Genomic DNA, 14,418 nt, shown 5'->3' with positions numbered 1-14,418 from the left:
GGACGGCGGAACGGGACAAGCCGGCGTGCTCCCGTGCGGTGCTCCCGTGCGGGCAGCGGGGCGGGAACCCCGCTCGCCCGCAGCCGGCCGTGGGACCGCGGGCCCGCTCGTCCGTCCCCGTGCGCCCCGGCCGGCCCGCGCCGTCCGCATGGTGGTCGGGCCCGGTGATTCCGGAGGGGATTCGCCGGCCTCTCAGCGTGCCGGATTGCATGCGGCGCCGCCGTGCCGACCATGAGAACGGCTGACACGGCGTCAGCCTGCGGGCGGGCGCCTGCCCGCCGCGGTGGCGGGCCTGCCGGGAGTGCTGATGAGGACCCCTTTCACGCCGCACCGCCCGTTGCTGCGGTTCTTCCGCGGGTTCGGCGCCCCTTACCGCAGGCTCTTCGCCCTCGGGGTCGGGATGCGGCTCTGCGAGACGGCCGCGGACCTGGTGACGCCGTGGCCGGTCGCCGCCGTCATCGACCACGTGCTCGGGCCGGGTGCCTCACGCGGCAGCCCCCTCGGCCCGCTGCTGGGCGTCCTCGGCACCGGCCGGACCGCCATGCTCACCGCCGCCGCGGCCCTGGTCGTGCTGGTGGCGCTGGTGTCCGCCGCCTTCGACTACGCGGGCGACCGGCTGATGAACGGCGCGGGCGAGCGGATGAGCGCCGCGATCCGCCGCGAGACGTTCGCCCACCTGCAGCGGCTGCCGCTGAGCTATCACGACCGGCAGACCGTGGGCGGGTCGGCGAGCCGGGTGATCACCGACTGCGGGGCCGTCAAGGACGCTCTGGTGGCGTTCTGTTCGGTGCTCTTCCCCGGCGTGCTCTCGGCCACCGGGTACGCGGCCGCGCTGCTCGTGCTGGACTGGCGGTTCGGCCTGATCGGCGTCGCGGCCGTCCCGGCGGTCCTGTTCCTCGGCGTCCGCAACCGGCGGCGCGGCCACCGGGCGGCGCGGCGGCGCCGGGAGGCGGAGGGCGAGCTGACGGCCCTGGTCACCGAGGCGCTGCAGGGCATCCGGACGGTGCACGCCTTCGGCGGGCACGGCGTGCACGACCGGGACTTCGCGGCGGGCAGCCGCGGCGTGCTGAGCGCGGGCCTGGAGGCCGTGGACGTCCAGGCCCGCCGGGTGCCGCTGCTGGAGTCGGTGACGGCCGCCGCGACGGCGGCGCTGCTGTGGACGGGCGGCGTGGGGGTGCTGCGCGGGTGGTGGAGCACCGGCCACCTCGTCGTCGCGCTCGGCTATCTGACGGGCATGGTGGCCCCGCTGCGGGCCCTGTCCAAGCTCTCCGGCACCTTCGCCCAGGGGCAGGCGTCGGCCGAGCGCGTCGCCGCGGTCCTCGCCGAGCCGTGCCCGCTGCGGGCGCCGGTGCGGGCCGGGGCGCGGGGCCTGCCGCACCGCGCGCGGGGCCGTGTCGACTTCGCCGGGGTGTCGATGGACTACGGCGACCGGCGCGCGCTGCACCGCCTCGACCTCAAGATCGCCCCCGGTGAGCGGATCGCGCTCACCGGGCCCAACGGGGCGGGCAAGTCGACGGCGCTCGCGCTGGTCGCGGGCCTGTACCGGCCCACGCGCGGCACGGTCCGCATCGACGGGACGGCGACGGCCGACCTGCCCGAGGAGTGGCTGCGCCGCCAGGTGACGGCCGTGCTGCAGGAGACGTTCCTGTTCGCCGGGACGATCGCCGACAACATCCGCTACGCGCGGCCGGACGCGAGCCCGCGGCAGGTGCGCGCGGCCGCGGAGGCGGCGCTGGTCACGGCGTTCACCGACGGCTTCCCCGACGGGCTCGGCACGCGGCTCGGGGACTGCGGCGGCGGGCTGTCGGGCGGGCAGCGCCAGCGGGTGGGGATCGCCCGCGCCCTGCTCGCCGACGCGCCGATCGTGCTGCTGGACGAGCCGACGTCGGGGCTCGACGCGGAGGCGGAGCGGCTGGTGGTGGCCGCGCTGGGCCGGCTGGTGGCGCACCGGACGGTGGTCATGGTCACGCACCGGCCGGCGCTGCTGGAGACGGCGACGGGGACGGTGGCGCTGGCCCCGGCCGGACCGGGACCGGCTACCGGGCGGCCAGCAGGACGTTGATGAGGGCTCCGTGCCCGTACATGCTGACGATGCCGCTCGAACCGTCGGCGAAGTACCGGACCAGGCACCCCGCCGGCCTGCCGGCCATGACGTACGGGCCGAGGAGCGGGGCGATCGTGGCGGGGCGGGTGCCGGACTCCGTCCCGTCGGTCACCTCGGCGGCGCAGCGGCCGGCCTCGACGTACTCCTGGGCGATGCTGTCCTCGTCCCGCAGGGCCGCCTCGACGGCGCGCCGCCACACCGCGGGGTCGGTGGAGGGCCCGAGGAGCACGCCGTCGCCGCACATGCCGACGGCCTTCTTCAGGACGAACCGCCGCCGGCGGCGCAGCAGCAGCTCGCCGAGGCCGGTGCACCTGCCTCGCCAGGTGACGCGGCGGTCGCCGACGACGCGGGTCCAGGGCAGGTAGCGGCGCACGAGCGCGCGGTCGGCGGCAGTCATCCAGGGGAGCCCCTCGGAGACCCAGCCGAGGACCTTCTTGTTGGAGACGAGGAAGGCGGTCTGCGGGGCGAGGAAGGTGCAGCCGGCGTCGAGGGCCCTGCGGACGGGGGCGAGGTCGATGCCGTGCCGGCGCCACTCGGTGACCGTGAAGTGGCGCAGTCCGAGGGGGTAGCGGAAGCGGCCGCCGGGGCCGTGGCCGCGGTCGAGCTCCTCCGGTTCGAAGAACTCGGCGGCGAAGCCGTGCCGGCGCAGGTGGTGGACCTCGGCGTCGAAGTAGCGGGTGGTCCGTACGCCGGGCAGGTCGCGGAGGGTGCCGAGCAGGGCGACCCCGGGGGCCTGCTTCAGCTCTTCGCAGACGGTGGCGAAGACGCGGCGGCGGGCGCCGAACAGGGAGGGCGCGTCGAAGGGGAGCCGGTCGACGTCGGCGTGCACGTGGCGCCAGGCCCGGGTCAGCATGTGCGTGTGGACGGCTCCTCCGACGGCGCCGCCGACGTTGAACTCCAGGAACTGCGGTCCGTGCTCGCCGATCACGGCGTCCGGGCGGGCCATGCAGGCGCAGTAGCGCTCTTCGGTCCGGTCGTCGGTGAACAGGGGGTGCAGGGACTCGTCGGTTCCCAGGGCGGCCATCCGGTGGCGGGGCGTGGGACCGCTCGCGAGCAGGGCCTTCCGGAGCAGGGCGAGGAGCCGGGCGGCGGCTCCGTAGAGCTCGGCGGCGCTTTGCGGGGGCACGAGCAGGGGCCGGGCGGAGACGAGATCCTGGTGGAATCCGATGTCGTCCATCTCCCGGAGGAGGACGTCGCGGACGCCGGCCGCGCCGAGCCGGGGCGGCCGGGAGAGGGCGTAGGAGCCGAACCAGGGGTGGTGCTGCGGCCGGGTGTGCGTCGTCATGGCCTGCCTCCGCGGGGTGGGCCGTCCTCCCGGGGCAGGCCCCGGGCGAAGGTGTCGAGCGGGACGTGGCGGGCGCGGCGGATGCCCGGGCACCGCCAGGCCAGGCCGGTGCGGGGCGGCCGGTCCGCGTCGTGGAAGTAGAGGGCTTCGAGGCCGTCGTCGCCGAGCGCGATCAGCGGGTTGGCCGCGAGGAAGTCCCGTACGGCCGGGGTGTCGCGCAGGACGCGCAGGACGAGGCGCTTGCCGCCGAAGTGGTCGTCCGGCAGCCGGCACTCGGGGTGGAAGCGCTGTATCAACTACCAGGCCCTTAAAGGGGCCGGGTTTGCGGCTGGAGCACCAGAGGTGTCCGCTGCATGGGGCTGGTTGATGGCAGCCCAGACGTGTTCGGCGCGGGCCGCGATGTTGCGGGCCGCGTTGTGGTCTGCGTGGGCAACGACCCCGCATGACCGGCAGGCGAAGAGTTCCTGCGTGGGACGGTTGGCCTTCTCGGTGTGCCCGCACCATGAGCACGTCTGGCTCGTGTAGGCGGGATCGACCTGGACGAAGGGGACCCCGGCTCGCTCGGCCTTGTATTTCACGAAGGCGGCGAGCTGGGCGAATGCCCAGGAGTGCAGCGCGACCCGTTGGGGCTTGCGGAGCCGTACCCGTTCGCGAATGCCGGTCAGGTCTTCCAGACCGATTCCGCGTCCGGTGCGTTCAGCCTCGGTCACGATGCGTTTCGAGATGACGTGGTTGATGTGGGTGGCGTGCCGGGCCTCGCGGCGGGCGCGCTTCTTCAGTTTCCGCTTTGCGGACTTGGTGCCTCGTGCCTGGAGTTCGGCGCGGACACGCATCATCCGGCGGCGGTACTTGTTCAGCTTCTCCCCGGCGAACGTCTCGCCCTCATCGCTCGTGGTGGCGATGTTCGCTATGCCGAGATCCACACCGAGGAAGCCGGACGGCTGGGTGTTCAGCTCGGCCGCCGGTATCTCGCAGGTGGCGATCAGATACCAGGAACCGTCGCGGCGGATGAGGTCAGTCTCACCCTTGCGGTACCCGGAGAGCATCTTGAGCGCGCCGGGCGAGCAGACGAATGGCACGCCACGGATGCGGCCAGTGATGGTCCACATGGACACGGTGCCCGCGTCGTACTGCCAGGACAGGCACCGGTCGTCAAAACTCTGCGCTGCGTCCGGCCGGAAACGGACCGGGGTGTCGACGATGCGCTGGTATCGCGTGGAGTCCTTCTTACCGTAATTCCCGGCCTTCAGGTTCGCCTTGCGGGTCGCGTACGCGTCCGCCACCTTCCGGATCACGTGCAGCGCCGGTTGCGCGGACAGACCACGGGCTTTCAGCTCGGCGTAGGCGAAGGGCTGCAACGCCTTGCGGGTCCTGTCCCGGTCGTCCTCGCGGCCCTGGGCGCGCCAAGGCAGCCAGTTCGCCGCGTTGTTGCAGGTGAACAGGGTCGCCTCAAGCGCCACGGCCACCTCGGGCGACGGCGTGAGCTTGACCTGCACGACCACCTTCACGCACCCATCATCGTGTCTATGCCACCCCGATGGGACCCAAACCCCGATATCCGCCTTGATCGCAGCGGTACCGGCGCGGAGTCTTCACCGACGAGATCCTGAGCCGGTGCGAAGTGATCACGCGGGAGGTGCGCGCCAAGGCGAACGCGGAGCTGCGCGAGTTCAACGGCGAACGGGATCACGTCCACCACGCCGCCGGTGTAGTACCGGCGGGCCCCGTCGAGGACACCGAGGAGGCGCATCGTCAGAACGCGGCCGTCGCGGGGGCGGGCGCAGAGCACTCCGGCGACACGGGCCCCGTCCTGGTCGAGGAAGAAGAGGATTCCGCGCCGGAAGAGACACTCGTAGGCAAGGCCGACCGGGAGGCGGCGGGTGGCGACGCCATGCCGGCGGCGCCGGCCGGCGCGGTCGGCGGGCAGGCGGTCACGTCCGACCGCAAGCCCGGCGGCAAGGTGACGGCCCTTGGCCACCCGGCGACCGCCTGCCACCGCCAGGCACTTTCGCCGCCAGGCCTAGGCTCGGCGGACCAGGTCCGCCGGGTCCGTGTTCGCGCCGCAGAGGACGACGGCGACCGTCTCGTCCTCCGCGGGCACGTACGGGCCTCCCGGCGCGAGCGCGGCAAGCGCCGTCGCGCCGGCGGGCTCGACCGCGATGCGGCGCTCGTCCCACAGGGCCTGCCGCGCGGCGGTGATCGCCTCGTCCGGTACGAGGAGGGAGGTGACGTCCGCGTGGCGGGCCGCGGCCAGGGCCGTCCCGGAGACGCGGCGGGCGCCGAGCGCGTCCGCCGCGACCGAGTCGACCGTGACATCGACGACGTGCCCGGCCTCCAGGGCGGCGTGGAGGGCCCGGCTGCCGGCGGGCTCGACGGCGACGGTCCGTATGCCGTGGTGCCGGGCGGCGGCCGCGACGCCGGCGAAGAGCCCGCCGCCGCCGACCGCGACGACGACGGTGTCCAGGCCGGGGACGGCGGCGCGGATCTCGTCGAGGAGGGTGCCCGCGCCCGCGGCGATCAGCGGGTGGTCGTAGGCGTGGCTCGCGAGGGCGCCGCTGGTGCGCGCGAACTCCTCGCAGGCGGCGAGCGCCTCGGCGTACTCCGTGCCGGCGAGGCGGACGTCGGCGCCGTAGCCGCGCAGCCGGTCGGCCTTCACCTGCGGGGCGTTCCCGGGCAGGAAGACGGTCGCGGGCAGTCCCTGCTGCCGGGCGGCCCAGGCGCAGGCCAGTCCGGCGTTGCCGCCGGAGGCGATGGTGACGCCGGCCGGGGGCAGGGTGCCGGCCTCGCGGTGGGCCGCCAGGAAGTTCCAGGCGCCGCGCGCCTTGAAGGACCCGGTGTGCTGCATGAACTCCAGGGCCAACCGCGCGCGGCCGGTGCCGGCGGGAGTGACGGCGACCGGGCGGGTGCGGCCGGCGATGCGGGCGGCGGCTCTTTCGACGTCGCCGTAGGTGAGCTCGTGCACGGGTTCTCTCCTCGAAGCAGCCGATGATACGTCGTACGATACGCTGTTTCACATGCCGCGGCACTCTCCCTCCCTCGCCCGGGCGACCCCGGACCTCATCGCCCGCACCGCCCTCGCGATCATCGACGAGGAGGGCCCCTCCGCCCTGAGCTTCCGCTCCCTCGCCGAGCGGCTGGGCGTGTCCCACGCGACGATCCACCGCCGCTGCACGGACCTGGGCGGCCTGATCGACCTGTGCACCGACCACCTCGCCGCCGGCCTGCCCGAGATCCCGCCGGGCACCGGCTGGGCCGAGGCCACGGAGCGGCGCTTCAGGGCGCTGTACGAGCTGCTCACCGCACACCCGGGGCTGGTCGCCCTGCGCGGTTCGCGCCCCTGGCTCAGCCCGCAGTTGCTGGCCCGCCTGGTCGAACCCGCGCTCGCCGACAGCGTCGCCGCGGGGATGACGCCGGAGCAGGCGTTCCGCACCTACCGGCGGATGTACCTGCTCACGCTCGGCAGCGCCACGTTCGTCGACCACCGCGACCCCGCGCTCACCGTCAGGAGCACCCGCACCGCGCTGGCCTCGCTCGACCCCGCACAGTTCCCCGTCCTGACAGGCGGCATGGACGTCATCCTGCCCGGCATGACGGACCATGAGGTCTACTACGGCGCGCTGCGTCAGCTGATCGAGGCGGCGCACCCGTGAGGCCCGTGGGCCGGCCGGCGAAACGGATGCGCCTCACCGCAAGGGTTGGGGAAGCAAATCCTGCTGTTCTACGATGGGGAACATGACGAAGCCGCGCCCCTGTTCGATCGCCGACGCGCTCGGTGTGGTCGGCGAGAAGTACTCCCTGCTCGTGCTGCGTGAGGTCTTCTTCGGAGTCCGGCGCTTCGACGCGATCGCCCGCAACACCGGGGCCCCGCGCGACATCCTGGCCTCCCGGCTGCGCCGCCTGGTGGAGGCGGGAGTGCTGGAGAAGGTTCCCTACAGCGAACGGCCGGCGCGCTTCGAGTACTGCCCCACCGCGGCCGGGCACGATCTGCGGCCCGTCCTCATCATGCTGATGAGCTGGGGCGACAAGCATCTGGCGGACGTGCCGCCGACGGTGTTCGAGCACTCCTGCGGTGCCGACCTCGACCCGGCCGTCGTCTGCCGCTGCTGCGGCGAGGAGGTCGACGGCTCGGCGATCACCGCGCGCTTCCAGGTGCCGGGATGGAGCGTGGAGGGCGCGGCCTGACGGGTCCTCGGGGCCCGCTCGGCACCCGGCGGGTTCCGCCCGGCGCCCCGCGGGCCCTGCTCACCACTCGGCGACGCGGTAGTCCTTGAGGTGGACGCCCGAGACCGGGTCCCCGGCCTCGCCGCGCACGATCGGGTCGTAGACCCGGGCCGCCCCGTCCACGATGTCCAGCGGGGTGCGGAAGCCGTGCGCGGCCATCCACTCCTTCTTCGGCGCCGGGTTCTCGTCGGTGATCCAGCCGGTGTCGACGCTGCACATGTGGACGCCCCTGGCGGCGAGTTCGTGGCCGCTGGTGCGGGTGAGCATGTTGAGCGCGGCCTTGGCCATGTTGGTGTGCGGATGCCCCGCGGACTTGTTGCGCACGGCGAAGCGGCCCTCGACCGCCGTCACGTTGACCACGTAGCGGCGCGGGTGCGGCGAGGCCAGCAGGAGCGGCAGCAGCCGGTCGCACAGGAGCGCGGGGGCGAGCGCGTTGACCAGCTGCGTCTCCAGCAGCTCCGCCGGGTCCAGCTCCCCGATGCGCGCGGACCAGGAGTTGGCCGCGGCGCGGTCGGGCACCAGCCCGGATTCGTCGACCTGCGCGGCGGGCGGCAGGACGAGCCCGAGCGCCGCCGACGCGCCCGCACCGGCCCCGGTACCTTCCAGTGCGTACGGCGTCCGGAAGCCGGGGGCCTCCCACACCTCCGCTCCGGCCGGGCCGGCGGGCAGAGCGCGCGACTCCCCCGCGACGAGCGGCGCGTAGGCCCCGGGCGGCCGGCGGATGGTCTGCGCGGCGTTGTTGACGAGGATGTCCAGCGGGCGGCCCTCGGCCCGCAGCCGCTCGCACAGCCCGAGCACCTGCCGCGGGTCACGCAGGTCGATCCCGATCACGGTGAGCCGGTCCAGCCACGCCTCGCTGCCCTCGGCGGCGCGGAAGCGGCGGACGGTGTCGCGCGGGAAGCGGCTGGTGACCAGCAGCTCGGCGCCGTCGCGCAGCATCATCAGGGCGAGCTGGAAGCCGATCTTGACGCGGCCGCCGGTGAGCAGCGCCAGGCGGCCCGTCAGGTCGGTGCGCAGGCCGCGCCGGAGGGTGTTGTCGGCGGCGCAGGCCGGGCAGAGCAGGTGGTAGAAGGCGTCGACGGTCCGGTAGTGGGACTTGCAGACGTAGCAGCGGCGGGGGCGGCCGTAGGTGCCCGGGGAGCCGGGGGTGATCAGGGGTGCGTCCTCGCGGCGGTCGAGGGCTCCGGTCGCCGTCGCGGCGGCCACGGCGGCGTCGGCGGCGGCCTGCTCCTGGCGCCGGATCCTGCGACGGCGGTGACGCCCGTCGCGGACGAAGGACGAGGCCACTTGCTCGGCGCGCAGCCGTACGGGATCGTCCAGGGGCAGCTCTCGCAGCCTGCCGACCACTCGGCCGAACGCTGCGAGCTCCTCCTCGGTGACGTCAGTGATGTCAGTGACGCCGGTGTTGCCGGCAGCGCCGGCGGTGCCGCTCACGTACGCGTGCCCCCGCCCCCGTAACAGGGCAGGGCCCCGCCTCGCTCAAGTCTTGAACCTGCCCGTACGGCCGGATTCGAACCGGCGTCCTCCGTCATGCCATGACGGCGCGCCTGCCTCTGCGCTACGTACGGGCATTGGGCAGAACCTTACCCATCGTCTTGACCACAGCCAAACGGATTCCACTGCACAGGGATGCCGCATGCCGCCGCCGAAGCCGCCGCCTTCGGGACCTGGCGGCCGGCCCCGGCCTGAGGTCCATCCGTCTCCGGCGGATCCGGGTGATTCGTTTGCCATCAGCACATGACTTCCCGTCAGGTGGGGCGCTCACGATTCCGTCACGGAGACTGCCGAACTAACCCGCCCGGCCGCACCCTTCCGTTTTCCCCGGCCTCAGCGACATCACACGCCACGCTCAGAGCGACGCGCAAGTCGCCGATGTGACGCAAGCTGTCCTTGCGCCCTCCGTGTTGCCGGAGAGGTGGAAATTTCGGGCCGCCCCGGGCCGGCATGGCATGGACTATTCCTGTCCAGAAACACCTACGCCCTCGGTGACTTGAGCTTGTCAGCTCATCCATCCGGTGCGAGTGTGTGACGCGCAATCGAGCGGACGGGCGTGAAATGCGAAACCGATTTCGCCTCGACGCGACGAAAGGCACTCTGCGCGGCCCGCTCTCCCCACACGAGTGGTGAGCTCCCCTGCGCAATTCCTCCGGCCGGTACGGCCTGTGCAGCAAAGGAGAGAGTCGTGACGACGGAAGAAGAAATCCCCGAGATGCTCCCCGCCCCGCAGAACTCGCAAATCATCGACGTGCTGGTCACGTTCGACGCCTACACCATCGTCAAGAACTACCCGGCCTCGACCAACCCCGACAGGCCGACCGGGGTCAGCAGCAGCCTCATCTACATGACCACGCGCCAGGACCGGATCATCGGTTACCCCGGCGCCGAGCTGAACCTCAAGGCCAACCCCCTCGACGTCATCAGGTGGCGTGAGTCGACGCTGTCGCTCAACACCGAGTACAGCGCCCTGCTGTACCGATTCGTTCCCAAGAGCGGGGAAGAGCTCATATCTCCCCCGGGCCCCCTGGTCGCCGATGTCGTCGTCCCCTACCCCAGGAGGAAGCAGCCGGAGTACGACTTCCAGACCCAGGACGTCAAGGGGCACCACTGGGGCACGACGGCCCTGGCGACCGGCACGGTCGTGTACGAGTTCTTCTTCCAGCTCATCGACGGGTCCGGGAAGCGGATCGGCTTCTACCGGTGGGACCCGAGGATCACCATCGTGAAGCGCGGTCAGTGATTCCCTTCCGTCCCGGGCCGCCGGGACGGAAGAGCCGGTAAGCGAGCGTTACGGCACCATGGCAGAGCCCCCCATGCCGTTCGGGTGGTGATTTCCCTCAGCACCCCGCCGACCGGGGGGCTCTGCCGGCACATTGCCCCGGCGCAGAGGAGAGGGAACCGTGGCAACGGAAGCAGACCTCGAAGACATACCCGCCCTGCGGGACAAACACGTCATCGACGCACTGGTCATGTTCGACATCCACACCATCGTCAAGAACTACCCGGTCTCGACCAACCCCGACGAACCGACACCGGTCAGCGGCAGCCTCATCTCCATACTGACCCGCCAGAACAGGTTCACCGGATCCCCCGGAGCCGATCTGACCATCAAGGCAGGACTTCTCGACGTCATCAAGTGGCGCGAGGCTGCACTTTCGTTCAACGACGAACACAGTGCTCTGCTGTACCGGTTCGTGCCGAGAAAGGGCGAGGAACTGATATCGCCGCCGAGGCCCCTGGTCAGCGACGCCGTCATTCCTCATCCGGCCCCGAAGGACGGCGAGGATTCCTACACCGTCTCGACCGTCAAAAGCCATTTCTGGTACAGCGTCATAGAGGCATACGGCCGGTCCGGCTACGAGTTCCGCTTCCAGGTCATCAGTGGCAAGGACCGGGTGGGCTTCTACCGGTGGGACCCGGACATCACCATCGTGAAGCGCGGTATCTGATCGGCGACCGCCGGCGCCGGGCCTGCACGGCCCGTCAGCCGGTCCAACCGGGGAAGCCGGTGCGACCGGGGAAGTCAGTGCCGCTCCAGGGGGCGCCACCGCGACGTTTCGGCCCTAGAATTCAGGGGAGTCTCCTGTTCCATGCCCATCGCGCTGGGGGCCGTCGTGAGCGAATTCGCCGAGGCCGTGCGACGGCGCGTGCGGGAGGCGCGGGAGGCCCTCGCGGAGGCCGAGACCGACGGGGACGCCTACGGGGCCGCCGTCGCGGCCGACGAGCTCGACGACGTGCTGCGCCTCGCCCGCCTGCACGGCGTCGACCCCGACGCCTGAGGGCGGCGCCGGCGCCAGAGGCCGTGAGCCGCGTCAGAGGTCGTTGCCCGCGTACGACAGGTTGAAGCTCTTGTTGGCCAGGGGGAAGTCGGGGACGATCGTGTCCGCCAGCGCCACGGGCAGGGCGGGCCAGTTGAAGAAGGACGGGTCGACGGTCTTGACGCGGGTGAGCGTGTCGCCCGCGCCGAGCTCGACCCGCGTGGTGATCGTGCCGCGCCAGCCCTCCACGATGCCGACCCCGGCGCGGCGGGTGCTGCGGGCGAACAGCGGCGGCCAGGCGAGCGAGGTCCCCGTGGTCCGGCCGGCCTCCAGCCCGGCCGCGAGCCGCTCGGCCGTCGCCAGCGAGGCCTCGGCCTCCTCGGCCCGGACGAGGAAGCGGGCCAGGACGTCACCGGTGGTGTGGACGGGGATGGTCAGCGCTCCCCCGTGGTCGTGGAAGGGGTGGCTCGCGCGGGCGTCGGCGGACAGGCCGCTGGCCCGGGCGACGTAGCCGAGGCAGCCCAGGTCGCGGGCGGCGGTCACGTCCAGGCGGGCGGTGCCGGTGAAGCGGTCGCGCACGGTGGTGTGGCCGAGGGCGAGGGTGACGATGTCGCGGATCTCGCGGCCCAGCTCCCGGAGCCGGGCCGGGCCGGGCACGGCGCGCAGCACGGAGCCGCCGGGCACGACGCCGCCGCGCAGCAGCCGGTGCCCGGTGACCTCCTGGTTCAGGCGCAGCAGGCGTTCGCGGACGTGCTGGGCGCGGGCGTGCAGGATGCCGTGGCCGACGTCGTTGCAGAGCGCGCCGAGGTCGGCGACGTGATTGTGGAGGCGTTCGAGTTCGAGGAGGAGGGCGCGGGCGCGGCGGGCGTCGAGGGGGACGTGGGCGCCCGTGGCCTCCTCCACGGCGAGGCAGTAGGCCAGGGCGTGGCCGACGGCGGTGTCGCCGCTGATGCGTTCGGCGAGCGGCAGGCCCTGGTCGGGGGTGCGGCCCTCGAAGAGCTTCTCGATGCCCTTGTGGACGAACCACAGCCGGGCCTTGAGCTTGATGATCGTCTCGCCGACGACGGAGAAGCGGAAGTGGCCGGGTTCGATGATGCCGGCGTGGACGGGGCCGACGGGGATCTCGTAGACGCCCTCCCCCTCGACCTCCAGGAAGGGGTAGGGGCCCTCGGGTTCGGCGAAGGGCGGTGGCGGGCCGGCGTCGGGGTGCATCGGGTACCAGCCGCGGGGCCAGTGGAAGTGGCGCACGAGGCGGTGCGGGAGCGGGTGACCCAGCGGCACGATGCCGTGCAGGTCGCGCATCTCGCGCTCGAAGCGGCCGGCGGGGAAGGAGAGGTGGGCGAGGGTGGGGAGTTCGGGGGCCTTGGGGTCGAGGCGGACGTGGAGTTCGGTGCGGGTGTCGGGCGGGCCGGAGACGAAGAGGTAGACGACGCGGACGGCCCGGCCGCCGGGTTCGTCGGCGCTGTCGTGGTGGGCGGCGACGAGGGCGAGGCGGTGGCCGCCGACCAGGAGGTCGGCGGCTCTGCCGGGCAGTTCGGCGGGGCCGATGTCGGTGACGGTGCGGTGCGCGGTGGCCGGTTGCATGCTCAGCGGCCTCCGATGATCTCGCCGGCTTCGGACAGCAGCGCGGTGAGCGGCCCGGTGGTGACGCCGAGGGCCGCGCAGGCGGCCAGGCCCGCGACCAGGGGGGCCGCGGCGTCGGCACCGAGCGGTACGGGCTCCTCCTCGTCGTCCTCGCCCGGCGGCGGCCCCAGGAGCATGCGGGCGGTGCGGGCGGCCAGGGCGGCGAACGCCGCGAGCATCAGCACGAGGGCCGCGGCCAGGGCCCAGCGGGGGCCGGAGAGGAACCCCGCCCGCGCGATGCCCAGTTCGGAGGCGAACAGCCCGAACGGCGGCAGCCCGAGCAGGGCCACGACGGCCGCGCCGAAGGCGGTGCCGAGGCACGGCGAGTGGGCGAGCAGGCCGCGGATCCTGCCGATGCGGGTCGTGCCGCACAGCCGTGCGATGTGGCCGGAGGCGCAGAACGCCACGGTCTTCGCGAGCCCGTGGCCCGCGACGTGCAGCAGGACGGCCGAGAGGGCGAGCGGGCTGCCCACGGCGGTGCCGAGGGCGATCAGGCTCATGTGTTCCATGCTGGAGTACGCGAGCATGCGCTTGTAGTCGCGCTGGGCCAGCAGGAGCGCCGTGGCCAGGGCGAGGGTGAGGACGGCGACGCCCGCGAGCAGGGTGCGGGTGAAGCCCGTGCCGAGGGCCGTGTCCGCGATCACCTTGTAGCGCAGGAGGCCCGCGAAGGCGACGGAGAGCAGGACGCCGGACATCAGGGCCGAGACGGGGGCGGGTGCCTGGCTGTGGGCGTCGGGCAGCCAGGCGTGCAGGGGCGCGAGGCCGGCCTTGGCGCCGAAGCCGAGGACGACGAGGCCGGTGGCCAGCCGGGTGACGGACGGGTCGAGCCGGCCGGCGTGCGCCCTGAGGGCCTGCCAGTCCAGGGCGTCCGCCTCCGGGATGCCGGCCTGGCGGGCCGCGTAGTAGAGGAGGACGGTGCCGAGGAAGGCCAGGGCGATGCCCGCCGAGCAGATCACCACGTATTTCCAGGCGGCCTCGACGGAGGCGCGGGTGCGCCGGTGGCCGACGAGGAAGGCGGTGACGATGGTGGTGGCCTCGATGGCGACCCACAGCACGCCGAGGTTGGCGGCGAGGACCGCGGCGCTCATGGCGGCGAGGAAGGCGTGGACGAGGAGGAGGTAGCGGCGGGCCGCGGGTTCGTCGGTGCGCTCGTGAGCCAGGTGGGCGGGGTTGGCGGCGCAGGCCAGGCAGGCGACCGCGCCGACGGTGAGGAGCATCCAGACGGTCAGCGCGTCGGCGCGCAGCAGCCGCCCGTACGCGGTGACGGGCCCGCTGTCGGGCACGGTGCAGGCGAGGGCGGCCCCGCAGGTGAGGATCGCGAACGGGGAGACGAGCCCGAGCCGGCCGGTGAGCGGGCGCGGCACGGGGCCGCTGCGCGCGGCGCGGAGCGCGGCCCAGGTGCGGGGCGGCGCGCCGGGTCCCCTGCCGGA

13 protein-coding genes and 1 tRNA gene are annotated in these 14,418 nt (G+C 73.2%); 6 read left to right on the top strand and 8 right to left on the bottom strand.

Annotated elements, in window-relative coordinates:
- Nucleotides 1-307 precede the first annotated feature (307 nt).
- The gene (locus B7P34_RS12965; RefSeq protein ID WP_106676030.1) at nt 308-2,062 is read left to right on the top strand and encodes an ABC transporter ATP-binding protein; all 1,755 of its coding nucleotides are present in this window, start codon (nt 308-310) and stop codon (nt 2,060-2,062) included.
- Here the strand turns inward: B7P34_RS12965 and B7P34_RS12960 are convergent.
- The 4 genes from B7P34_RS12960 to B7P34_RS12940 form a co-directional block, all read right to left on the bottom strand.
- A complete protein-coding gene (locus B7P34_RS12960) occupies nt 2,037-3,389 on the bottom strand; it encodes a hypothetical protein (RefSeq protein WP_106676028.1) in 1,353 nt (450 codons plus the stop codon). The two genes, B7P34_RS12965 and B7P34_RS12960, sit on opposite strands and share 26 nt — an antisense overlap.
- Nucleotides 3,386-3,685, bottom strand: coding sequence for a hypothetical protein (locus tag B7P34_RS12955; protein ID WP_106676026.1), 300 nt, complete (start codon nt 3,683-3,685; stop codon nt 3,386-3,388). The genes B7P34_RS12960 and B7P34_RS12955 overlap by 4 nt, the downstream gene beginning before the upstream one ends.
- Complete coding sequence (locus tag B7P34_RS12950; protein WP_223267798.1) at nt 3,686-4,897, bottom strand: RNA-guided endonuclease InsQ/TnpB family protein; 1,212 nt, start codon at nt 4,895-4,897, stop codon at nt 3,686-3,688. It lies immediately after the preceding gene.
- 512 nt (nt 4,898-5,409) lie between these two features.
- On the bottom strand, nt 5,410-6,351 hold the full coding sequence (locus B7P34_RS12940; RefSeq protein WP_106676024.1) for a serine/threonine dehydratase: 942 nt from the start codon (nt 6,349-6,351) through the stop codon (nt 5,410-5,412).
- Nucleotides 6,352-6,403: 52 nt separating this feature from the next.
- Here B7P34_RS12940 and B7P34_RS12935 point away from each other — a divergent pair, with 52 nt between their 5' ends.
- Together B7P34_RS12935 and B7P34_RS12930 are read left to right on the top strand one after the other, a co-directional pair.
- Nucleotides 6,404-7,039 carry a TetR/AcrR family transcriptional regulator gene (locus B7P34_RS12935; RefSeq protein WP_106676022.1) on the top strand — a complete coding sequence of 212 codons (636 nt, stop codon included), beginning with the start codon at nt 6,404-6,406 and terminating at the stop codon, nt 7,037-7,039.
- 82 nt (nt 7,040-7,121) lie between these two features.
- Complete coding sequence (locus B7P34_RS12930) at nt 7,122-7,571, top strand: winged helix-turn-helix transcriptional regulator (protein ID WP_106676107.1); 450 nt, start codon at nt 7,122-7,124, stop codon at nt 7,569-7,571.
- A gap of 60 nt (nt 7,572-7,631) precedes the next feature.
- On the opposite strand, the gene B7P34_RS12925 is transcribed toward B7P34_RS12930, so the two are convergent.
- Nucleotides 7,632-9,044 (bottom strand): SDR family NAD(P)-dependent oxidoreductase, encoded by a 1,413-nt coding sequence (locus B7P34_RS12925; RefSeq protein ID WP_223267797.1) that lies wholly within the window; start codon nt 9,042-9,044, stop codon nt 7,632-7,634.
- Nucleotides 9,045-9,105: 61 nt separating this feature from the next.
- Nucleotides 9,106-9,178, bottom strand: a tRNA-Ala gene (locus tag B7P34_RS12920).
- Between the two features lie 614 nt (nt 9,179-9,792).
- Here B7P34_RS12920 and B7P34_RS12915 point away from each other — a divergent pair.
- The 3 genes from B7P34_RS12915 (at nt 9,793) to B7P34_RS12905 (ending at nt 11,386) form a co-directional block, all read left to right on the top strand.
- Nucleotides 9,793-10,347 (top strand): inclusion body family protein, encoded by a 555-nt coding sequence (locus tag B7P34_RS12915; RefSeq protein ID WP_223267796.1) that lies wholly within the window; start codon nt 9,793-9,795, stop codon nt 10,345-10,347.
- A 160-nt stretch (nt 10,348-10,507) separates the two neighbouring features.
- Entirely contained in the window at nt 10,508-11,056 is a 549-nt protein-coding gene (locus B7P34_RS12910) for an AidA/PixA family protein (protein ID WP_106676020.1), read from the top strand.
- Nucleotides 11,057-11,197: 141 nt separating this feature from the next.
- Nucleotides 11,198-11,386: a hypothetical protein gene (locus tag B7P34_RS12905; RefSeq protein WP_106676019.1), complete on the top strand. Its 189-nt coding sequence runs from the start codon at nt 11,198-11,200 to the stop codon at nt 11,384-11,386.
- A 33-nt stretch (nt 11,387-11,419) separates the two neighbouring features.
- On the opposite strand, the gene B7P34_RS12900 is transcribed toward B7P34_RS12905, so the two are convergent.
- Entirely contained in the window at nt 11,420-12,949 is a 1,530-nt protein-coding gene (locus B7P34_RS12900) for an NADH-quinone oxidoreductase subunit C (protein ID WP_106676016.1), read from the bottom strand.
- A 2-nt stretch (nt 12,950-12,951) separates the two neighbouring features.
- The coding region (locus B7P34_RS12895; protein WP_223267795.1) for a proton-conducting transporter transmembrane domain-containing protein at nt 12,952-14,418 on the bottom strand (1,467 nt) is incomplete at its 5' end.

The organism is Streptosporangium nondiastaticum, assembly GCF_003011965.1.
In the GTDB taxonomy this organism is placed as follows: Bacteria; Actinomycetota; Actinomycetes; order Streptomycetales; family Streptomycetaceae; genus Streptomyces; species Streptomyces nondiastaticus.
Note: the sequence above shows the minus strand (reverse complement) of the source record. Positions and strands in the feature narration are given on the sequence as shown.